The sequence below is a fragment of the Neobacillus sp. PS2-9 genome (genome assembly GCF_030915525.1).
Taxonomy (GTDB): Bacteria; Bacillota; Bacilli; order Bacillales; family Cytobacillaceae; genus Neobacillus.
In genome coordinates this window covers 3330166-3350764 of sequence record NZ_CP133269.1, presented here as the reverse complement: position 1 = coordinate 3350764, position 20599 = coordinate 3330166, and the positions used below count along the sequence as shown (strand labels likewise).

The 20599-nt window shown below is 38.7% G+C and carries 22 protein-coding genes; 19 read left to right on the top strand and 3 right to left on the bottom strand.

Annotated features, from left to right (window positions below):
- Nucleotide 1 precedes the first annotated feature (1 nt).
- The 4 genes from RCG25_RS16850 to RCG25_RS16835 all read left to right on the top strand — a co-directional run bounded on the left by RCG25_RS16850 (nucleotide 2) and on the right by RCG25_RS16835 (nucleotide 3457).
- Nucleotides 2-952 carry a substrate-binding domain-containing protein gene (locus RCG25_RS16850; RefSeq protein WP_308079982.1) on the top strand — a complete coding sequence of 317 codons (951 nt, stop codon included), beginning with the start codon at nucleotides 2-4 and terminating at the stop codon, nucleotides 950-952.
- A gap of 46 nt (nucleotides 953-998) precedes the next feature.
- Entirely contained in the window at nucleotides 999-1922 is a 924-nt protein-coding gene (locus tag RCG25_RS16845; protein WP_308079981.1) for a phytanoyl-CoA dioxygenase family protein, read from the top strand.
- A 249-nt stretch (nucleotides 1923-2171) separates the two neighbouring features.
- Entirely contained in the window at nucleotides 2172-3119 is a 948-nt protein-coding gene (locus tag RCG25_RS16840; protein ID WP_308079980.1) for an aldo/keto reductase, read from the top strand.
- Between the two features lie 23 nt (nucleotides 3120-3142).
- Nucleotides 3143-3457, top strand: coding sequence for a Dabb family protein (locus RCG25_RS16835; RefSeq protein ID WP_308079979.1), 315 nt, complete (start codon nucleotides 3143-3145; stop codon nucleotides 3455-3457).
- Nucleotides 3458-3517: 60 nt separating this feature from the next.
- Here RCG25_RS16835 and RCG25_RS26115 read toward each other — a convergent pair whose 3' ends face one another.
- Nucleotides 3518-4291, bottom strand: coding sequence for an NUDIX domain-containing protein (locus RCG25_RS26115; protein WP_374121004.1), 774 nt, complete (start codon nucleotides 4289-4291; stop codon nucleotides 3518-3520).
- A gap of 244 nt (nucleotides 4292-4535) precedes the next feature.
- Between RCG25_RS26115 and RCG25_RS16820 the strand changes: the two genes are divergently transcribed.
- The 3 genes from RCG25_RS16820 (at nucleotide 4536) to RCG25_RS16810 (ending at nucleotide 8778) form a co-directional block, all read left to right on the top strand.
- Nucleotides 4536-6917: a polyprenyl synthetase family protein gene (locus RCG25_RS16820; RefSeq protein WP_308079978.1), complete on the top strand. Its 2382-nt coding sequence runs from the start codon at nucleotides 4536-4538 to the stop codon at nucleotides 6915-6917.
- A gap of 360 nt (nucleotides 6918-7277) precedes the next feature.
- Nucleotides 7278-7805 carry a hypoxanthine phosphoribosyltransferase gene (gene hpt, locus RCG25_RS16815; RefSeq protein WP_308079977.1) on the top strand — a complete coding sequence of 176 codons (528 nt, stop codon included), beginning with the start codon at nucleotides 7278-7280 and terminating at the stop codon, nucleotides 7803-7805.
- A 178-nt stretch (nucleotides 7806-7983) separates the two neighbouring features.
- Nucleotides 7984-8778, top strand: a complete 795-nt coding sequence (locus tag RCG25_RS16810; protein WP_308079976.1) for a rhamnogalacturonan acetylesterase — start codon at nucleotides 7984-7986, stop codon at nucleotides 8776-8778.
- A 58-nt stretch (nucleotides 8779-8836) separates the two neighbouring features.
- Here the strand turns inward: RCG25_RS16810 and RCG25_RS16805 are convergent, their stop codons facing one another.
- Nucleotides 8837-9493, bottom strand: a complete 657-nt coding sequence (locus RCG25_RS16805) for a Crp/Fnr family transcriptional regulator (protein ID WP_308079975.1) — start codon at nucleotides 9491-9493, stop codon at nucleotides 8837-8839.
- Entirely contained in the window at nucleotides 9490-10125 is a 636-nt protein-coding gene (locus tag RCG25_RS16800; RefSeq protein WP_308079974.1) for a Crp/Fnr family transcriptional regulator, read from the bottom strand. Before RCG25_RS16800 ends, RCG25_RS16805 begins: the two co-directional genes overlap by 4 nt.
- Before the next feature lie 291 nt (nucleotides 10126-10416).
- Here RCG25_RS16800 and RCG25_RS16795 point away from each other — a divergent pair, with 291 nt between their 5' ends.
- The 12 genes from RCG25_RS16795 to RCG25_RS16740 all read left to right on the top strand — a co-directional run bounded on the left by RCG25_RS16795 (nucleotide 10417) and on the right by RCG25_RS16740 (nucleotide 20576).
- Complete coding sequence (locus RCG25_RS16795) at nucleotides 10417-11895, top strand: 4-hydroxyphenylacetate 3-hydroxylase family protein (protein WP_308079973.1); 1479 nt, start codon at nucleotides 10417-10419, stop codon at nucleotides 11893-11895.
- 32 nt (nucleotides 11896-11927) lie between these two features.
- A complete protein-coding gene (locus tag RCG25_RS16790; RefSeq protein ID WP_308084204.1) occupies nucleotides 11928-12467 on the top strand; it encodes an FAD synthetase family protein in 540 nt (179 codons plus the stop codon).
- Nucleotides 12468-12505: 38 nt separating this feature from the next.
- Entirely contained in the window at nucleotides 12506-13072 is a 567-nt protein-coding gene (locus tag RCG25_RS16785; protein ID WP_308079972.1) for an NADPH-dependent FMN reductase, read from the top strand.
- 4 nt (nucleotides 13073-13076) lie between these two features.
- Entirely contained in the window at nucleotides 13077-13268 is a 192-nt protein-coding gene (locus RCG25_RS16780; protein ID WP_308079971.1) for a tautomerase family protein, read from the top strand.
- A gap of 19 nt (nucleotides 13269-13287) precedes the next feature.
- Entirely contained in the window at nucleotides 13288-13827 is a 540-nt protein-coding gene (locus RCG25_RS16775) for a 3-hydroxyanthranilate 3,4-dioxygenase (RefSeq protein WP_308079970.1), read from the top strand.
- Nucleotides 13812-14822: an amidohydrolase family protein gene (locus tag RCG25_RS16770; RefSeq protein ID WP_308079969.1), complete on the top strand. Its 1011-nt coding sequence runs from the start codon at nucleotides 13812-13814 to the stop codon at nucleotides 14820-14822. The genes RCG25_RS16775 and RCG25_RS16770 overlap by 16 nt, the downstream gene beginning before the upstream one ends.
- A 16-nt stretch (nucleotides 14823-14838) precedes the next feature.
- Complete coding sequence (locus tag RCG25_RS16765; RefSeq protein WP_308079968.1) at nucleotides 14839-15318, top strand: RidA family protein; 480 nt, start codon at nucleotides 14839-14841, stop codon at nucleotides 15316-15318.
- Entirely contained in the window at nucleotides 15308-16777 is a 1470-nt protein-coding gene (locus RCG25_RS16760; RefSeq protein WP_308079967.1) for an aldehyde dehydrogenase, read from the top strand. Before RCG25_RS16765 ends, RCG25_RS16760 begins: the two co-directional genes overlap by 11 nt.
- A 263-nt stretch (nucleotides 16778-17040) precedes the next feature.
- On the top strand, nucleotides 17041-17820 hold the full coding sequence (locus RCG25_RS16755) for a 2-keto-4-pentenoate hydratase (RefSeq protein ID WP_308079966.1): 780 nt from the start codon (nucleotides 17041-17043) through the stop codon (nucleotides 17818-17820).
- A gap of 14 nt (nucleotides 17821-17834) precedes the next feature.
- A complete protein-coding gene (locus RCG25_RS16750) occupies nucleotides 17835-18731 on the top strand; it encodes an acetaldehyde dehydrogenase (acetylating) (RefSeq protein ID WP_308079965.1) in 897 nt (298 codons plus the stop codon).
- Between the two features lie 25 nt (nucleotides 18732-18756).
- Nucleotides 18757-19791 carry a 4-hydroxy-2-oxovalerate aldolase gene (gene dmpG, locus RCG25_RS16745; protein WP_308079964.1) on the top strand — a complete coding sequence of 345 codons (1035 nt, stop codon included), beginning with the start codon at nucleotides 18757-18759 and terminating at the stop codon, nucleotides 19789-19791.
- A complete protein-coding gene (locus tag RCG25_RS16740; protein WP_308079963.1) occupies nucleotides 19788-20576 on the top strand; it encodes a 2-keto-4-pentenoate hydratase in 789 nt (262 codons plus the stop codon). The genes dmpG and RCG25_RS16740 overlap by 4 nt, the downstream gene beginning before the upstream one ends.
- The last annotated feature ends 23 nt before the right edge of the window (nucleotides 20577-20599 follow it).

Genomic DNA, 20599 nt, shown 5'->3' with positions numbered 1-20599 from the left:
TATGAAAAAGTGGAAGGTATTAGCAGCAGCCCTATTAATCGTTCTAGGGATATTAAGTGGATGTTCAGGAAAAGCAGAAGAGAAAGCAAGTGGAACTGCAAAAGGAAAGCTCAAAATAGGTGTCTTGTACCAGAATTTGCAAAATGAATATATTGTTAATTTACAAGATTCCATTCGAAAATATGCAAAATCTGCTGATGTCCAATTAATTGAATCGGATGGAGAAGGTAAAGCAGAAAATCAAATTAGTCAAGTCGAAAATCTTATCAATCAGAAAGTGGATGCTATTATCTTAAATCCGGCAGACAAGGATGGGAGTGCTCCAGTTGTTGAGCAGGCTGTCGCAGCAAATATTCCGATTATTACTGTGCTCGCAGTAGTCTCCAATGAAGACAAAGCAACAGCACATGTGGGGTCTGACGATGTCGAAGCTGGAAAAATTGAGATGAAGCATATCGCAGACTTGTTAGGTGGAAAAGGAAAGATTGGCATTATCCATGGACCTAATGGCAATTCAGCTGAAGTAAACCGAACGGAAGGAAATGAAAAAGTGTTAAAAGACTTCCCAAATATAAAAGTTGCTGCGGAACAAACAGCCAACTGGTCGCGTGAAGAGGCCCTATCGTTAACAGAAAACTGGCTTCAATCACAGAAGCTTGATGCAATCGTTGCGCAAAATGATGAAATGGCATTGGGTGCCATAAAAGCACTGAGTGCAGCAGGGAAACTGAAAAATATCAAGGTAATCGGAATTGATGCGATCCCAGATGCTTTGAATTCAGTTAAATCAGGAGAACTTTCAGCAACTGTTTTTCAGGATGTAGATGCACAAGGAAAAATGGCAGTTGAGGTGGCAAAAAAAGCAGCGAAGGGTGAAAAAGTAGACAAAGACAATATGATCCCTTTCCAACTAGTAACAAAAGAAAATTTGGATAAATTCACTAGCAAGTAAGCTTTGCTTATTAATATATCAAAGATAATTAAGGAGGCAGTACAAAATGACAGCAGAAAAAAAGTTAAATAATATCCTTGAAATAGAGATTCCCTTAAATGAACGCAAGAACAACGAACCGTTAAGAGTATTAAGTGAAGAGGATTGGAAGTTCTGGAAGGAAAACGGCTATGTTGTTGTTCGTAATGCGATTCCACAAGATCATATTGAACGTTTAGTAAAGTTAATTTGGGAATTTGAAGAAAAGGACCCTAATGATTCCTCCACATGGTACACAGCTCCCCGCCGTGAAATGGCAATGAAAGAGCTGATGAACACTGGAATGGTTGAATTATATAACCATCAGTATTTATGGGATAACCGTATGTATGAGAAGATCTACAATGCTTTTGTTGATATTTGGGGTACTGAAAAGCTATGGGTAAGTATTGACCGCTGTAATTTAAACCTTCCCATGAAACCAGGCCATGAATATAAAGGATTCATTCATTGGGATGTAGATACTTCCTTAGATCCAATCCCGGTTAATGTACAAGGGGTTCTATCCCTGGTCGATACGGATGTAGATATGGGCGGATTCCAGTGTATTCCTGAACTTTATAGCACTTTTGATGATTGGGTAAAAACACAGCCTGCCGATAGAGATCCTTATAAGCCAGACACTACAGGATTTACTCCAACAAAAGTGGTGACCAAAGCTGGAGATTTACTCATCTTTAATAGCATGCAGCCACATGGTATTCGCCCTAACTACTCTGAAAAGGCACGAATTGCACAATATATTTCTATGTTCCCAGCGCAAGAAAATAATGAGGGCTTAAGAGAAACAAGAATCCAATCTTGGAGTGAAAGAATTAAGCCTGAGGGATTCGCTTTCCCAGGGGATCCGCGTAATTGGGAACAAGTAAAATATGATCGAGCGGTACTTACAGAATTAGGTGAGAAACTATTAGGGCTAAAAAAATGGTAATTCAAAATTAATTGTTTGAAAACAGAAGAGCCAATTGAAAAATATTTGCGCTCTCCTGTTTTTTTTTACACAGAAAATGAACGAGGAGGAGAATTTTATGAATGATGTTTGTATTTGTTGTGGAAGTGAGTTAGCTAAAATGGAAAGAAATAGATCGGTATGTTGGGATTGCAGTAGTGAGATGAACGAAACATACGATGAAGAATAAATAAGTCCATTATTGAAGATTCCAATTAACGGGGGGCATATATGAAGTACAGTAAAATACACAAAACAGAGCTGAATGTTTCAGAAATCTGTTTCGGTACATGGCCGATTTCTGGCCATGGAATGGGAAAGGTTAATGAAGAGGATGCAAGAAAAACGATATTCCGTGCCGTAGATTTGGGAGTGAATTTTTTTGATACTGCGGATATGTATGGCTTTGGCTATGCGGAGGAACTATTAGGAAAGAAATTGGGTTCCAAAAAGCAAGACATAGTCATAGCAACGAAGGTAGGGTTGGAATGGGACCTAGCAGGAAATCTAAGGAACAATTTGAAACCGGACTATGTAATTCGAGCTTGTGAAGATAGTTTGAAGAGACTTAAAGTTGATCAGATTGATCTCTATCAATTGCACTGGCCGGATCCAGATACTCCTATGAGTGAAACAATGGAGGCTTTAAGTATGCTTGTTGAATCGGGAAAGGTTCGTTTCGTGGGAGTGTCTAATTTTTCTATTGAGCAGATGGTAGAAGCAAGTCACTATCTACCCATCGTCACCAATCAAGTGGAATACAGTTTATTAGATAGAAAGGTAGAAAAAGAAATTATTCCTTATGCAGAAAGTGAAGGAACATCTATCCTTCCTTATAAAGTGTTGGGAAGGGGAATACTGACCGGTAAATTAAAAGAAGTTCCTCGTTTTGAGAAAGGGGACTGGCGAAGTGAGGAAGAAATTTTTCAAAAGGATCGACTCCTTCAAACTCTGAAACTAGTGGAACAATTAAAGCCAATTGCCACGGATTACGGTTGTACGGTGAGTCAACTTGTTATTGCATGGTCATTACGATGGAAAAGTGTGCCCTCAGTCATTATCGGAGCAAGACGACCGGAACAAATAGAAGATAGCTGTTTAGGTTCTGGCATTAATCTCTCTAGTGCGGACGTAAATTATATGAATTCACTTTTTAGTGAGTCAGTAGGTGCTTACTAAATACAAACTAAGGAGGGAATAAAATGAAGCATCAAATTGAGCATCTTGTCTTCTTTAAATTTAAAGAAGGGACTCAGGAAATAGATAAAAATGAACTGGTAAATCGGTTTCGCTCTCTTGAGGGTAACATTCCTGGACTGGAATCGGTGTCTGTCGGATTAAATACTACAGTTGAGCAGGAATTTGCTGACTATGAATTTGGAATGAGTATGCTATTTGAGAATCGTGAAATGTTAGCAGCGTATCAGCTTCACCCCAACCATTTGGAGGCAGTTCAATTGGTAGGGGAAATAGTAGATGGCGTGGCGGTAGTTGATTTTGAGATTAGTAAACTATAGATAAATATACAAAGAGAGTTATGACGATTAAGCAAGAATCGAATAACTCTCAGTTGTTTCTTATGTTTCATCTTGGATAGCTATTCCCTCTAACCTCTCCAAAAGTTTATAGGGCCTAACCCTAAATGCTTCATATGGGATGGAATATCCCTTCATTGCATCTAGTACTCTAGGTAAAAACTTTCCTCGTTTTATATATTGATTGACATTAGATGAATCGAGTTTCACAAAGCGAACATCCTGTGTTTCTTCAGATGTTCTTAAAACTCCTCCAGTACTTTTGCCGTGAAAAACGATGGAAACCGTGCTTCCATTTGAATAAACCCCTGTTACGCCTAGTAACTTAACCGTTATCCCAGTTTCTTCAAAGATTTCTCTACACAGTGCGGTGTCTAATGTCTCGCCATCTTCAACTCCTCCACCGGGTAGTTCCCAAGTATCTGATCGCCAATAGGTTCTAACCAGTAACGTTTCTTCCTTTTCATTTGTAATATAACCACTAACCGTCACTGTTTGTTTTTGAGATTGATGGTCACCTATTGAAGATAAAGTTTCTTGATGGAAATCCAAATAAAGCTTTCCTAACTTTAATAGTTGTTCTTTTGTTTTCTGATGCAGGTCATCCATTTTGACTCTCTTTTGGATGTTCAAATAGTCATCGTAGCTTGGGTATTGCCAAATGACCAAAATCTCATTCTCCATCTCCGTGTTCCAACAACCCAAAAGATTTGCCCCGTTTTTTAGTTGATTAGCCTTCAAGAACTTATCAAAGAAATGGTTAAACTCAGGTCTTCTTCCAGGAGTTATCGAATAAGTTTCTCTTATAAAGTACATGAGGAACCTCTCTTTTAGTAAATTATACAATCTTCGTGATGACATTGTATGTGTAGCTTCCATTCCTGTGAAAGGTACTTTCTATTGGCTCATTTTGTCAAATCTAGTAAAATAATAGAATAAGTGAAAATGTGGGTTATAAAGTTGTTAGCGATCGATTATACATAATAATATTTTGTTAGTTTTGAAAAAATGTTGTACCTAGGTGATTCCTGTAACTGACACTATTAAGTAGAGGTAATGTATGAATAGTATTAATGTGGAAAACACAAAGAATGTCGATGAATGCTATCAACTGGCGGAAAAAAGAGCGGCTCACTATTTTCAGTCGCTGTATGACCAGGTAATAAAAAAAACCTATATACCAACCTTAACGAAGGATTTTCAAGTTTGGAAACAGAACCATGTGAGACATCCATTGTTATCGTTATTGGGATCTCGAAAGAATAAACCGGATACCAAAGATTATTCCAATTATATCCGCTGGATGGATGTAACAGGGAAATTAGATTCATATCTACACCGAAGTATTTCTTATATTTATATGAGGGATTTAGGAAAATCTCTTCAATCACCAGATACCCAGACTCGAATCCTAAATGTCGTAGACAGTTTGAAAAATCATCTAACAACGTCTGATTCAGGAAAAAAGTCGGGCCTAATCAGCATGGCAGGATTGTACAGGTGGGCACAGAAGGAAGGGATTGAATCTACTTTCATCTGGCTGATGGACAAACTAAAGACAGTATCCTCCAATATTCCGGAGGGGATGGACGCGGAACATGCCCAGAGAAAGCTAATCAAAATCATTGCCGGAGTATTGATGCACGTGATAGAAGAGTTGGACAATACTCTATCAGCAAATGAACGTACGGTGAAACTAAATGAAGCGATTAGACTCGGATACTCTTATGGTTTGACCTATCCTTTTATTGATGATCTTCTAGATTCTAACGTCTTGTCTACTCAAGAGAAACAACAATATACAGATTTGATACGGACCACACTTATTACAGGATTTGTTCCAGAATTGGGCAGTTGGGGCGGTGATAACTTGAAACTAATTCAATTTATCCATGCTGAACTCCGTGAGGCCTATAAGTATATTAAAGCTTATCAGCATTCTGAAACATTGAACACATTCTTTGAACAATCCTATGTGTTTTTTCAATCACAGGAAGTGGACCGAAAAAAAGATCTGTCTAACCCTAGCTACACAAATGAAGACATTTATATACCAATTATTTTAAAATCCTCTTCATCCCGCTTAATTGTTCGATCAGTCATCAGTGCTTCTGAAGATGAAGGGTTTGACAATAGAGCTTTCTTTTATGGAATATATAACCAATTGGCAGATGATTTTGCCGATATGTTTGATGACATGAAGGAAGGGGCAGTAACTCCGTATACTTATTATTTGAAATATCATGGGTTGCGATCAGATTTAATAAATCCGTTTGAACTATACTGGGCGGTAATTAGCCATTTAATCCATAACGTGTATGACTCGGATTTACTGACCTGTGAGGTCATTCTTGATCGAGCAATTAATGGTCTCAAACGATTCAAAGCAAGAATAGGGAAGGAAAAATATTCTGAAGTGATGAAATTATTTGCTTCTGCGGATTCAGAATTCAATGGTGTCATTCAAACGATGATTCGAAGAGCGGATGATGTTGATTTTTTTGATAAACTTCTTCGTGACCAGATCATTACCACCATTAGGAACCAACGGAAAGAACAGGATGAATTTATAGATACAGTTAAAACTGTTCGCAATCAGATCAACAATATCTTGACCATCTCTAAGACCGAGAATTCTTCGCAAATTAATGAATCAATCGTGGATGCTGCCAACTATAGTTTAGCTGGAGATGGAAAACGATTGAGGCCCATTATGACTTGGGTCATGGGGGTTAACGAATATAGATTAAATCAAACTGCCATTGTTCCATTACTGAGATCGCTAGAATACATGCACACCGCCTCACTAATCTTCGATGATTTGCCATCGCAGGACAATGCTTCACTTCGTAGAGGGCGTGCAACTCTACATAAACAATATAATATTGCTACAGCGGAATTAACTGGTCTTTTTTTGACACAAAAGGCGATTGAGGAACAAGCATCTCTTGAACAGTTTGATTCGAAAACAGTGCTTACATTAATTCAATATTCAACTCAAGTAACCGAAATCATGTGTAAGGGACAGGCGATGGACCTAGGTTCCAAAGGTAAGCCGCTAACACTCGAACAATTGAATTCTATGTGCTTTTATAAAACGGGAATTGCCTTCGAAGCATCCTTAATTATGCCAGCTATTCTTGCACAAGCAGATGATTATGAAATGAAAGGTCTAAAGCAATTTGCTTATCATGCCGGGATTGCGTTTCAGATTAAGGATGACCTGCTTGATGTAGAAGGGGACAGTACTTTGCTGGGTAAATTTATTGGTAAAGATGCCGATAATAACAATTCCACATTTGTATCTATCCTCGGGCGTGAAGGTGCTAAAAAAGAGATGTGGGAACATTACTGTCTCGCCATAGAGGCATTAAATGAGGTACCGCACAAAACCACTTTTCTGAAGCACTTATTGAACTATATTGTTAACCGTGATCAATAAAAAACGATAAGTCTTGGAACTTGCCAAGGCTTTTTTGTATGCCGCAGATTATGTAGAAAAATGGAAATGAAAAAGAGGTTAGAACCGATAAATATATGGGAAAAGGATTACTGTAATGGAAATTTTTATAAGATAGGAATAATATGAACTATAAAGCAAGAATAATAAATGGAGGGATATCAATTGAGAATTGATAAATCTGAATGGCTCTCACTTAGTAAGGAAGTAAAAGTGAAATTGATCCGTTTAGCTATTTTGGAGAATTCAATTAAATATCTCACTGTTACATAGATGATAAATTACAACAAATTGTATAGAATAGAGTCATTGTGAGTCTATACAAGCTTGAAAGGTGAGATTATGGGATACGAAATCGATGGTATATTAATATCAGAAGAACAATTGAAGCAAAAAGTGAAAGAATTAGGCGCAACCATGATGCAGGATTTACAAGATGAATCGATTGTTTTTATTGTTGTCTTAAAGGGTGCTTTTGTTTTTGCAGCTGATTTAGTTCGAGAGCTTGGAGGAAACGTGACCGTTGATTTTGTGGCCGCTTCAAGTTACGGAAATCAAACGGAGACTACGGGAAAAGTACGTTTGTTAAAAGATATTGATGTGAACATTACAGGGAAAAATGTGGTGCTTGTCGAGGACATTATCGATTCAGGGTTAACATTAAGCTTCTTAAAAGAACATTTCGAGCTTCACAAACCGAAATCTATGAAGATCTGTACCTTACTTGATAAACCTGAGCGCCGAAAAGTCGATTTAAAAGCAGATTATGTAGGGTTTGTTATTCCTGATAAATTCGTAATTGGATATGGAATTGACTATGCAGAGCATTATCGAAATCTGCCGTACATTGCTACTGTCAAAGAAGTGTAAGCCTATACCGCAAAGCTTACACTTCTTTGATTATGGTCCATCTAAGATAAACCATAAAGGGAACCGTGAATTAGTACATAATTTATTGCAATTAATTGGTTTATTGAATTATTATTAGATATCCATACATAAACATAAGAAACAAAATTTTATTGCTATCGCATCTTGGAGGAGCAACATGGAGAAAAGATACAGTGGAAAAATAGCCCTGTTTTCATTGGTTTTTTTACTTTTTATATCAATAATTGGAAGCAGTTTTGTTAAGTCTGCCAAAAAAGAAAACATACAAAAAATAACGATTTATCTAGCCGGAGATTCCACAGTTTCAGATTATTCGAGCTCGTTATCCCCTAGGGCGGGGTGGGGACAGGTCCTAGAAAAACACTTCGATAATCAAGTGGTTGTAATAAATGAAGCAACACCTGGCAGGAGCTCCAAAAGTTTTATTGATGAAGGGCGACTTAAACTGATTCTTAATCAGATTGAAAAAGGAGATTACCTCTTTATTCAATTCGGGCATAATGATGAAAAAATAAAGGATCCTTCCCGTTATACAGAGCCCAATTCAACCTATAAAAACTATTTAAAACAATATATTGATGCTGCCCGTGCCAAACAGGCTATTCCTGTCCTTGTGACACCAGTTGAACGAAGATATTTTACAGAAAAAGGCGTGCTAAGCAGGACGCACGGTGATTATCCGGCTGCGATGAAGGAACTTGGATTAGAAGAACATGTACCAGTCATCGACCTGACTGCAAAAAGTCATGCTTTGTTCCAAAAGCTTGGACCAGAAAAAACGAAGGATATCTTTCTATGGCTGGATGCCCAAGAGAATATGAACTATCCAAATGGTGTCCAGGATAACACACATTTCCAGGAAAATGGTGCTAAGAAAATTGCACGTATGGTGGTCGATGGAATTGAAGAATCAATGCTTGTGTCACTTAGTAACCACATCTTAAAGAAGTAAGCTTGACTAAAATAAAGAGGGCAGACCATATAAATATGAGTCTGCCTTTTCTTAATCGCTACATTGTTAACATTAAGATATCCAAATTCGAAATGTGAGTGGCACCTGAGTCTCGAATGTTTTTTAAATGATTAATATCCAGAATGTCTATCGTTCGATTGGATAATCGGATGAGCTTTTGATTTTTCCACTTGTTCAATATTTTATTTACTGTGATTCTTGAGGTACCTATGTATCGGGCAAATGAGGTTTGGTCAATAGAAAAACTCCCATTTTCGTTAATTAGCTTTAATAGATAATGGGCCATCTGTTGTTCAACAGGAGAGTTAAGAAAGGAGATAATTTCTGCTAATATCCTAAATTTATAGATTAGTGAATTAGTAAAAATACATGCAGCTTCAGGGTGCTCGGTACAAATAGTTATTAATGCTTCATCCGAAAAATGATAGATTACAGATGGACAGGTTGTGATCGCAGAAGTTAAATAATTTTCCTTTCTAGCCCCATGCTCACCAAACAACATCCCTTCTGGAACATAATTAACTGTTCGTTCCACTCCCTCTTGAGATAGAAGTGAGATTTTGATTCCCCCAGAAGACAAGAAAAAAAATCCTCGCCCTTCACTTCCCTGGTGATAAACGACTGAATTTTCCTCTGTCTGAAGTTTTTTTCCATATTTTATATACGGACTCCATGCATATCGAAGGTTTTTCATATCAGCACCTTCCCAAGCAGTTTTTTTAATTCGTCGGGTTTTTTTATAATGAATTTCTTACCATGAATCTCTATGATTTCTTCTTCTTTCCATTGTTTTAATATTTTATATATGGTGATTCTTGTTAATCCTGTACACTTAGTTAGGTCTTGTTGTGTGAGGGGAACTTCAAAATTCTTAAATTCATAACAAATATTCAGAAGGATGACAGAGAGTTGTTGTTCAGGTAAAAGAGTGTCTAAATATATTTTATCAGCAAGAATGTGCATTTTATGAATGACGGTTTTGATAAACATATTTAAAATGGAGGGTTGGTATTTTATTAGTTTTTGAAAATGCTCACATGAAAAGAAATAGAGAATAGAGTCATTAACAACAGTAGCCGTTGTAAAGTGAGGCTGACGGTCCATTGCTTGAACACCTAATAGCTGTCCAGGTATGCCGATGTTTAACAAGCGCTCTTTTCCAATTGCAGTTGTTGTCGTTACTTTAATTAACCCCTGTTGGATGTAATAGAATCTATCCCCCGTAGTTCCCTGCTGGTAAATACAAGTTTTTTCTTTAAAAAATTGCCTAGTACCAAAATTCAAACATGACTCCCAATTTATATCACTGTCAAACAGGATTGCCACCAAATCAACTCCTAAGTGTAATTTAATTGCTTAGGTAGAGAAATTTTAGATTGTATTTTGTTAACGCTTACATTTTATTATAGCTTACTTGGTTTGTAATGTTAAAATCTCATAACAATTGGCAAAAAAAAAATTTTATGTTAACAGCTTAACAATAGTGTAAAAGAATTTAAATATAAAATCAATATAGGTTAGTTGAATTCAAAATATTCAGCAAAAATGTTAATTAGACTACATTTCTTCAAGGTGGTCAGTTTTATAATGACATTATGAAATTAGAGGAGGATGTTTATGGGAATTCGCACGGGAGCACAGTATATTGAAGCACTAAAAGCCCGAAATCCAGAAGTTTGGTTATCGGGAAAAAGAATTAAAAATGTCTTTGAAGAGCCTGTTTTCAATCAACCTATTCTTGAAATGGCAAAGCTGTATGATTTACAGCATGATTCTCAATATCAAGAGGACATTACACATATTTGTGAAGAAACTGGTGAAAGAATCTCGAATGCATTCTTGATGCCTAGAAGTTATCAAGATTTAGATGCTCGAAGAAAAACTTTTGAGGTATTTGCCAAAGCAACATTTGGTTTAATGGGAAGAACGCCTGATTTCCTAAATGTCGTCGTTACTTCCATGGCGAGCAATTCAGAGTTCTTGGATAAATATAATCCTGAATGGGGTAAAAATATTCGCGCCTATTTCAAACATGTTCGCGATCATGACTTGTTTTTAACTCATGCGATTATTAACCCTCAAAATGACAGGAGTAAATCTTCGCATGAGCAACAGGATATGTTTACCCACTTAGGTGCAGTGAAAGAAACTCCAGATGGTTTAGTTGTCAGAGGAGCCAAAATGTTAGCAACTCTTGCCCCGATTACTGACGAAGTGATTGTTTATTCCTTTCCTGGGTTTAAACCAGGGGATGAGCGTTATGCGCTTGCCTTTGCTCTTCCACTTGATACACCAGGTCTTCGCATTTTATGTCGTGAAGCCATGCAAGATGGTAAACGATCCGTTTACGACCATCCATTAGCATCGAGATTCGAAGAAATGGATGCAGTTCTAGTATTTAACGATGTTTTAGTCCCATGGGATCGAGTATTTCTTTATAACAATGTTGAAGCTGCTAATCTACTTTATCCAAAGACTGGAATTGGGCAGCAACCAGCACATCAGTCGGGTGTTAGAGGGTTAATTAAGCTTCAATTTGCTACTGAGGTGGCTTGTAAGATAGCTGACTCTATTGGCGTAGATGGATACCTAAATGTTCAAAATGATTTAGGAGAATTAGTTCAATCGGTTGAATCCATTAGGGCTTTGCTTCGGATTGCAGAGTATGAATATGAAAAGCTTCCATCTGGTGAGGTCATGCCAGCGTATGCTCCACTAGAAACCATCCGAGGGTTGCTGCCAAAAATGTATCCACGTGCGATTGAGGTGATTCAAATTATTGGTGCTGGTGGGCTTTTGATGTCTCCTACGGATGCTGACTTTGAGAATCCAGAATTAAGAGAGGATTTAGAGAAGTATTATCTTGGAAGAGAAGGAGTTTCCGCGGAAGAACGCGTTCATCTCTTTAAACTAGCGTGGGATTTATGCGGTGAGGCATTTGGTCAAAGGCTTCTTCAATATGAACGCTATTATACTGGGGACCCAATTCGTAAAAGAGCGATTTTCTATAACAACCATAAAAGGAAAAATTCTTTTGAGCTTGTTGATGAAGCTATGAAAATATTTGAACGAAAAAGTGAAGTTACAAGCTTATAAACTAATTATTAAATAACGAGGAGGTGTGAACGATTCAGACGCTAAAAGAGGGAGTCCTGACACTATCAGGTTCTGTTATTGCCATAGGTGCATTTGATGGGGTCCACAAAGGACATCAAGCTGTGATTAAGCAGGCGGTGAAAAAAAGCCGGATTTCTCATGTTCCCAGTGTAGTGTATACATTCGATCCGCCTCCTCGACATTTTTTTAATGGCGTTCAAACCTTAACTCCTATTGAGGAAAAGTTGGGTAGAATCTCGATGTTAGGTGTAGATTATGTGGTTGTTGCCAGCTTTGATGAATGGTATGCAACTCGTCCACCTGAGGATTTTATCTATGAATTATCAAAACTTAATCCAATTGAAATTACCGTTGGTTCCGATTTTCATTTTGGTAAAGATAGAAAAGGTGATGTTAGTCTTTTACAAAAGTATTTTTCGATAAATGTAGCGTCACCTGTTTACTGTAATAGTGGCAAACGTATTTCATCTACAAGAATCCGCCAGCTTATTTCAGAAGGAGATTTTCAGCAGTCTTACTCATTGCTGGGGTGGCAGGCAGGAATAGAATAACAAATACTGCTTAGGTATAAATCGGGGGTCATTACTATATGAAACTATTAGGAATTTCAGGCACTATTATTGGGGCGAAGACCAGTATTGTTGTCCAAAAGGTACTTGAGGAAGCAAAGAAATACAATCCCCATGTTGAAGTCGAACTCTTGGATTTAAGAGATTATGACGTCCAATTCTGTGATGGGAGAAATCCCTCATCCTACAACGATGACACAAAAAAAGTTCTTGAAGCCATTCATTCCGCTGATTTTTATATTATCGGTACACCGATTTTCCAAGGATCTTTATCAGGTCCGCTCAAGAATTTATTTGATTTGATTAATCCAAAAGATTTTCGTAATAAGGTAATGGGCTTTGTTGCAACAGGCGGAACATATCAGCACTACCTTGTGATTGAAAATCAATTGAAACCAATTGCAGGATTTTTCCGGGCGTTTGTAGCACCTGGGTACGTATACGTTAATAATGATCATTTAAATAAAGAGAATGAAATAATAGATTCTGATGTACAATCCAGAATCACAGCCTTAGCTAAAGAAGTGGTCTTCATGCAGGAGGCATTAAAATCGTCAGAAGAAAAATTAGTAGGAATAGTTCATTAAGTCTATGCCAATCGTTGAACTGAAAATAGTAGAAGGCAGAGAAGCAAAAGTCAAAAAAAAGCTAGTGGAAGATATTACTGATGTCATTGCTGAGAATCTTAGTGTTCCACGTGACAAGATCCGGATTCTGTTATATGAAATTCCGGCAGAAAATTGGATCGTTGGGGGAACCCCAAAATCTAGCATACCTGAATAATGAGAGGAGACGATTATTTATGTCAAGTTCATTAAAGCCAATAAACCTATGGGGATTTATAGAAGAAAACAAGGACTTACTAAAGCCGCCAGTTAATAACAAGGTCGTTTGGAAGGATTCAGAGTTAATGTTTATGGTAATCGGTGGCCCGAATAAACGACGCGATTTTCACGTGGACCCTTCTGAAGAGATTTTCTATCAAATTAAGGGTGATTGCTACGTTGAGATTATTAATAACGAGGGAAAGCGAGAAGTTATTACGGTGAAAGAAGGGGAAGTTTTCCACCTGCCCCCGAATGTTCCTCATTCCCCACATCGTGTTGCTGATACGATTGGTATTGTAATCGAGCGAGACAGAGCTACAGGTGAATTAGAGGATTTTGTATGGTTCTGTGATGAATGTGACCATGAAATGCACCGAGTTACCGTTCAATTGACGAATATTGAGGTTCAAGTGAAAGAAGCGATCAACGGTTTTAATGGAAGTCTAGAACTTCGTACATGTAAGAACTGTGGACATATCATGCCAGAAGAAGCGAGTGAATGGAAATGCGAGTAGATTTTCATACACATATTATCCCTGAAAATTTTCCGGACTTTGCAACTAAGTACCAAAATGATAGATGGCCTGTACTTCAGCTAACCTGTTCTTGTGGTGCCAATATTATGGTAGCTGGCAAAGTTTTTCGAGAAGTGACTGATCAAGTGTGGAGCCCTGACAAACGAATGAGTGATATGGAAAAAGAAAATGTAGACATTCAAGTTTTATCGCCTATTCCTGTTACATTTTCTTATTGGGCACCACTTGAAGAAGCAGTAGCCATGGCTCAATTTCAAAATGATTTTATCGCAGAGACAGTTTCACAGCATCCTACCAAGTTTATCGGGTTAGGTACTGTTCCTCTGCAAAATGTAGAGGCTGCAATTCGTGAATTGGATCGCTGTGTTCATCAGCTTGGGTTAAAAGGGATTGAAATTGGTACAAATATAAACGGGAAAAACCTTGATGATGAATCGTTTTTAGACTTTTTTGCGATGTGTGATAAATGGAATGTTCCTATTTTCGTTCATCCATGGGAAACATTGGGAAGTGATCGATTGGCCTCTCATAACCTAATGTATACTGTGGGCATGCCAAGTGAGACAGCATTAGCTGCCGCAAGTCTCATCCTCGGTGGAGTGATGGAGAAATTTCCTGGATTAAAGATTTGTTTTTCTCATGGCGGGGGTTCACTTCCTTACATCCTTCCAAGACTTGATCATGGATGGAATGTGTGGCCGCACTTGCAGATGACGGAAAAGCCGCCAAGTTTTTATGCAAAGAAATTTTTCTATGATTCGATCGTCAATAACCCGGTGAATATTAAATTCTTAGTTGAAAAATTTGGAGCAGAACAAGTGATTATGGGGTCCGATTATCCATTTTTACTCCGTGAAACTCCACCAGGGAAGATCATTGATGATACCTTAACACTTACTGAAGCGCAGAAAAGAGCCATGTTAGGTGAAAACGCATTACGATTCTTAAACTTACCGGTTAATCAACTAATCTAGCAGGAAAAGAGATGAGATGATGGTTGAAAAAGTGATGACACCAGAAGAGAAATTAGCAAGTCTTGGTTTGAAGTTGCCGTCTCTTCGCCCCGCTTCTGGAAATTATGTAAGCTGTGTTCGGACAGGGAATCTTATTTTCACCTCGGGTCAGGGTACAGATGAATACCGTGGAAAACTTGGTGAAGATGTATCTATAGAGGTTGGGTATCAGGCCGCGAGACAGTGCATGCTTAATCTTTTAGCAGTTGTTAAACATGAACTGGGTGATCTCAGCAAAGTAAAACGGGTGGTAAAAATTCTTGGGTTTGTCAACAGTACTCCTGATTTTACAGCTCAGCCTAAAGTAATGAACGGTTCCTCCGATTTATTGGTAGAAGTGTTTGGGGAAAAGGGCAGGCATGCGAGATCTGCTGTAGGGATGGCACAGTTGCCCCACAATAACACAGTTGAGGTTGAGATGATTCTAGAGGTCGAGGATGGTGAACATGATGAGTAAATTGCTTGAAAAACAACTACAAATTAATGACGCAAAGCTGTTTATTAATGGGGAATACGTTAATGCTATTTCAGGAGAAACCTTTGACACTATTAATCCAGCAACCAATCAAAAGTTAGCTTCAGTCGCAAGTGCAAGTGAACAGGATGTAGAAAGAGCTATACAAGTTGCACAACGAACTTATGAAAGTGGTATTTGGAGCCAAATGCCAGTTGAGGAGCGAGCGAAAATTCTCTGCCGTATGTCTGACCTAGTGATGGAACGTGTAGATGAACTAGCATTAATCGAAACCTTAGACGTGGGCAAACCAATTAAAGAAAGCAGAGATTTTGATATTCCTAGAGCAGCATCCAATTTACGATTTTTCGCTGAAATGGCTAAATATATCCATCATGAGCATTATGAACAATCCAAGCATATGAGCTATACAAAATATGCTCCTGCAGGTGTAACAAGTTTAATCATTCCTTGGAATTTACCTTTTATGCAAATGACATGGAAAGCTTCTGCTGCCTTAGCTGCAGGAAATACGGTAATTGTAAAGCCGGCATCCTATACTCCCCTTAGTGCAGTCATGTTAGGTGAAATTGCCAATGAAGCAGGATTACCGCCAGGAGTGTTGAATATACTTACAGGACCAGGTGGAACAGTAGGTACCGCAATGACTACTCATCCTAACGTTCGTCGAATTTCCTTTGTTGGGGAAAGCTCAACTGGTAAAACCGTTATGAGAAATGCAGCCTCACAGTTAATCCCCGTATCATTAGAATTAGGTGGAAAATCGGCCAATATTGTATTTGAAGATGCAGATTTAGACGAAGCGGTTGCGGGCTCGATTGAGGCGATTTTTAGAAATCAAGGAGAAATTTGTTTAGCAGGTTCACGATTGTTAGTGCAGGAAACCGTTTATGATAAATTTCTCGAAAAATTTGTAGCAGCCGTTAAGAAAATCAGAGTAGGTGACCCATTGGATGAGAGTACTGATATGGGTGCGGTTATATCCAAAAGCCATTTAGAAACTGTTGACGATTATGTGCAAATTGGAATTGCAGAAGGTGCAAAGCTTGCAATTGGCGGCAAGCGAGTAGATGGATTAACACAGGGGAATTTTTACGAGCCGACGGTACTCTATGATGTAAATAATAAAATGAGAGTAGCTCAGGAAGAAATTTTCGGCCCAGTTTTAGTAGTCATTCCGTTTAAAACGGAAGAAGAGGCTATTCAAATAGCTAATGATTCTATCTACGGCCTAGCGGGCGTCGTTTGGTCAAATGATTTAAGACGTGCCCATCGTGTAGCTGCCCAAATTAATTCAGGCTTGTTCTGGATCAATTGTTGGTACTATCGGGATTTAAGAACTCCATTTGGAGGTTCAAAGGCTAGCGGGATTGGCAGGGAAGGCGGCCGCCACAGCTTTGAATTTTATACAGAGGCCAAGACCATAACAATGAAATTATAAGATGGAAAGTGATAAGGTGGCTAATATTGGCCACTTTTTATCTATAGGTTGTGTTTAAGAACAGTGTTGATTTTTCTAACCTGTTGATTGGAGCGGAAGGCACGAAGACTCCTGTGGGAGTACGGGTCAGGGGAGACCCCGCAGGCGCTTGCGCCGAGGAGGCTCGCCGAAACGCCCACGAACCGCTCGTGCCTGGAGCGGAAATCAACAGACAAATTTAACAAAGCTTATCTATAAATATAGCAAAGGAAGGTGCAGTTCAATTGAAAATTTTAGTAGAATCGATCGCTCATGAATTACTTGATGCAGAAAATCATCAATATTCAGTAGCTCCCTTAACACAACGCTATTCTGAGTTGAATGTGAATGATGCTTATCATATTCAGCTCGAAGTGATTGATAGAAAGATAAAAGAAGGGCAAGAGGTTATTGGAAAGAAGGTAGGGCTTACAAGTGCAGCGATGCAGCAAATGCTGGGTGTGAATGAACCAGATTATGGCCATCTATTAAATGATATGAAAATAGCAGATGGTGAAACGGTGAAAATAGCTGAATTCATAAGTCCTAAGGTGGAAGCAGAAATTGGTTTTATTCTAGAACACGACTTAGTAGGACCAAATGTAAATTATCTCGATGTATTAATGGCTACAAAATATGTGGTGCCTACTATAGAAATTATTGATAGTAGAATAACAGATTGGAAAATTAATTTGGTTGATACAGTGGCAGACAATGGATCATCAGCAAGGGTTGTCGTCGGAACTAAGCTAACCACGATTGAAGGCCTGGATTTACGAACGCAAGGAATGGTTCTTTATAAAAATGAAGAGCTTGTGGCTACCGGATCCGGAACAGCTGCGCTTGGCCATCCAGCACAAGCAGTGGCCTGGTTAGCAAATAAATTGCATGAATTTGGTATTCACCTAAAAGCAGGTGAGCTCATTCTTCCTGGAGCACTTTCTGGTGCCATTGCAGTAAACGCTGGCGATACGATTACCGCAAAATTCGGCCCATTAGGAACAGTTTCTGTCACATTTGAGTAGGGGAGGTTTTAATCATGGAAAAAATAAAAGCGGCAATTATTGGTTCTGGTAACATTGGTACGGATCTTATGTATAAGCTTGAAAGAAGTGATTGGATAGAATTAACGGCCATGATTGGGATTGACCCAGAATCGGATGGCTTGAAACGAGCACAGGACCGAGGACTTCGAGTCTTTTCAAATGGAATTCAGGCATTAGTAGATTCGCCTGATCTTGCAGATATCGTTTTTGATGCTACTTCTGCAAAAACACATGTTAGACATGCAAAAGTATTAAAAGAACTAGGGAAACTAACTATTGACCTTACGCCTGCTGCTAGAGGTCCATTTGTATGCCCTGCTGTAAATATTGATAGTAATTTAAATGAATCAAATGTAAATATGATAACATGTGGCGGTCAAGCGACAATTCCGATCGTTTATGCTATTAATCGCGTTGCAGATGTAACATATGCAGAAATCATTGCGACCATTTCCAGCAAGAGCGCAGGACCAGGAACTAGGGCAAATATTGATGAGTTTACCATAACTACACGAAGAGGGATTGAAGAGGTTGGCGGAGCTGATCAAGGGAAAGCAATTATTATCTTAAATCCAGCTGAACCGCCTGTAATTATGCGAGATACCGTTTTTTGCGAAGTGAAACATTTGGAAAAGGACAACATTCTGCAATCTATTAATGAAATGATAGACACTGTAAGGCAATATGTCCCTGGTTATCGATTAAAACAAGAGCCATTATTTGATGGAAATAAAGTGACCGTTTTCTTAGAAGTGGAAGGTGCGGGAGATTATTTTCCGAAATACGCAGGCAATTTAGACATCATGACAGCTGCGGCGACAAAAGTAGCTGAAGATTTTGCACGTGTCCAATTGGAACAAAAAACAGTTGGAACTGCTACATTGGATTAATTATTTGAAGGGAGGACTAAGAAAGATGAATGGTAATAAAGACCTGCCAATCAAAATTACCGAGGTATGTTTACGGGATGGGAGTCACGTCGTTGCACACCAATACACAGAGGAACAAGTACGTTCGGTAACCCGTGCTTTGGATAATGCGGGAATGCATTATATTGAGGTGAGTCATGGTGATGGCTTAGGCGGATCAACACTCCAGTACGGGCGTTCATTGGTAAATGAAATGAAATTAATCCAAGCCGCTGTAGAGGAATCTAAACAGGCAAAGATTGCCGTATTGCTGATTCCTGGAATTGGTACTGTCCATGAATTGAAACAAGCTCACGGACTTGGGGCTGGATTGGTTAGGGTAGCAACCCACGTTACAGAGGCAGATGTATCCGCACAGCATATTGCAATGGCAAGAGAACTTGGCATGGAATCATTGGGTTTCCTTATGATGGCGCACATGGCACCAGTTGAAAAATTAGTGGAACAGGCCAAACTCATGGAGAGCTATGGTGCACAAGCAGTTTATGTGACGGATTCCGCTGGTGCATTATTACCGCATCAAGTTCGCGAACGAATCCGTGCCCTTAGAGAGTCTTTAGATATTGAAATTGGCTTTCACGCTCATAATAATTTATCACTTGCCGTTGCCAATACACTGGTTGCGATTGAAGAAGGAGCCACTCGTATTGATGGAAGTGTTCGCTGTTTAGGAGCCGGTGCAGGAAATACACAAACAGAAGTGTTAGTTGCGGTATTAAACAAAATGGGAATCGATTTGGGAATTGATATTTACAAAATGATGGATCTTGCTGAGGATATTGTAAAGCCCTTAATTCCTGGCTCACAGGAAATTAGTAAGGGGAGTTTAGTTATGGGATATGCAGGTGTCTATTCCAGCTTCCTCCTTCATGCGGAACGTGCAAGTAAACGATTTAACCTCGATCCACGTGATATTTTACTTGAACTTGGCAAAAGAAAGGTCGTTGGAGGTCAAGAGGATATGATCCTTGATGTTGCGGCTGAAATGGCCAATAAGAAAAAAGTGGAGGTTCAATCATGACACTAATGCAAGGAACAGAACAAGAAATTGTTGAATACCTATTAGCTGCAGAAAAGGAAAAACGAGAAATTGAAAAAATCACCACTAATTATCCTTCCCTCACATTTGAACAGGCATATGAAATACAGCAGAAATTAATCGAACGAAAAAAACAAGAAGGATTACGCCGAATTGGTGTCAAGCTCGGATTAACTAGTAAGGCGAAGCAGGAGATGATGGGTGTCCATGAAGCAATCTATGGTTACTTAATGGATGATATGCTTGCACCTGAATGGGAAACGTTGAAATTTAGCGAGTTTATCCATCCGAAGGCAGAACCTGAAATTGCCTTCTTGATTGAAGAGGACATTCAAGGTACTTCTGTAACAGCCGAGGACATATTACGAGTAACAAAATATGTAGCACCAGCTATTGAGATTATCGATAGCCGCTATTTAGATTTTAAATTTACACTCGTTGACGTGGTAGCAGATAACTGTTCTTCCTCCAAATTCATTGTAGGAAACAAGTGGGTATCACCAGAGACTCTTAATCTGAAAGAAATTGGCGTTTATATGTCTAAGAATTCAGAGGTAGCTACAGTTGGCTCTAGCGCAGCTGTTTTAGGCCATCCAGCCACTGCTGTTGCATGGGCTGTAAACAAGCTTGGAGAAAAGGGATTAGGCCTAAAGAAAGGCGACATCGTTCTTAGCGGTGCAATAACTGAAGCGATAAGCTTTCAATCGGGTGATACGATTGTCGCACAGTTTGCAGACCTAGGAAGTGTCTCATTCTCCTGTAATTAATATAGGTAATCACTATTAGTAAT

Excerpts from the sequence above, each read along its gene's own strand:
- RCG25_RS16795 (WP_308079973.1), top strand. The coding sequence starts at position 10,417 with ATGGGAATTCGCACGGGAGCACAGTATATTGAAGCACTAAAAGCCCGA.
- RCG25_RS26115 (WP_374121004.1), bottom strand. The coding sequence starts at position 4,291 with ATGTACTTTATAAGAGAAACTTATTCGATAACTCCTGGAAGAAGACCT.
- RCG25_RS16770 (WP_308079969.1), top strand. The coding sequence starts at position 13,812 with ATGGAAATGCGAGTAGATTTTCATACACATATTATCCCTGAAAATTTT.
- RCG25_RS16850 (WP_308079982.1), top strand. The coding sequence starts at position 2 with ATGAAAAAGTGGAAGGTATTAGCAGCAGCCCTATTAATCGTTCTAGGG.
- hpt (WP_308079977.1), top strand. The coding sequence starts at position 7,278 with ATGGGATACGAAATCGATGGTATATTAATATCAGAAGAACAATTGAAG.
- RCG25_RS16775 (WP_308079970.1), top strand. The coding sequence starts at position 13,288 with ATGTCAAGTTCATTAAAGCCAATAAACCTATGGGGATTTATAGAAGAA.
- RCG25_RS16785 (WP_308079972.1), top strand. The coding sequence starts at position 12,506 with ATGAAACTATTAGGAATTTCAGGCACTATTATTGGGGCGAAGACCAGT.
- RCG25_RS16845 (WP_308079981.1), top strand. The coding sequence starts at position 999 with ATGACAGCAGAAAAAAAGTTAAATAATATCCTTGAAATAGAGATTCCC.
- RCG25_RS16810 (WP_308079976.1), top strand. The coding sequence starts at position 7,984 with ATGGAGAAAAGATACAGTGGAAAAATAGCCCTGTTTTCATTGGTTTTT.
- RCG25_RS16765 (WP_308079968.1), top strand. The coding sequence starts at position 14,839 with ATGATGGTTGAAAAAGTGATGACACCAGAAGAGAAATTAGCAAGTCTT.
- RCG25_RS16805 (WP_308079975.1), bottom strand. The coding sequence starts at position 9,493 with ATGAAAAACCTTCGATATGCATGGAGTCCGTATATAAAATATGGAAAA.
- RCG25_RS16760 (WP_308079967.1), top strand. The coding sequence starts at position 15,308 with ATGATGAGTAAATTGCTTGAAAAACAACTACAAATTAATGACGCAAAG.
- RCG25_RS16740 (WP_308079963.1), top strand. The coding sequence starts at position 19,788 with ATGACACTAATGCAAGGAACAGAACAAGAAATTGTTGAATACCTATTA.
- dmpG (WP_308079964.1), top strand. The coding sequence starts at position 18,757 with ATGAATGGTAATAAAGACCTGCCAATCAAAATTACCGAGGTATGTTTA.
- RCG25_RS16835 (WP_308079979.1), top strand. The coding sequence starts at position 3,143 with ATGAAGCATCAAATTGAGCATCTTGTCTTCTTTAAATTTAAAGAAGGG.
- RCG25_RS16840 (WP_308079980.1), top strand. The coding sequence starts at position 2,172 with ATGAAGTACAGTAAAATACACAAAACAGAGCTGAATGTTTCAGAAATC.
- RCG25_RS16820 (WP_308079978.1), top strand. The coding sequence starts at position 4,536 with ATGAATAGTATTAATGTGGAAAACACAAAGAATGTCGATGAATGCTAT.
- RCG25_RS16780 (WP_308079971.1), top strand. The coding sequence starts at position 13,077 with ATGCCAATCGTTGAACTGAAAATAGTAGAAGGCAGAGAAGCAAAAGTC.
- RCG25_RS16750 (WP_308079965.1), top strand. The coding sequence starts at position 17,835 with ATGGAAAAAATAAAAGCGGCAATTATTGGTTCTGGTAACATTGGTACG.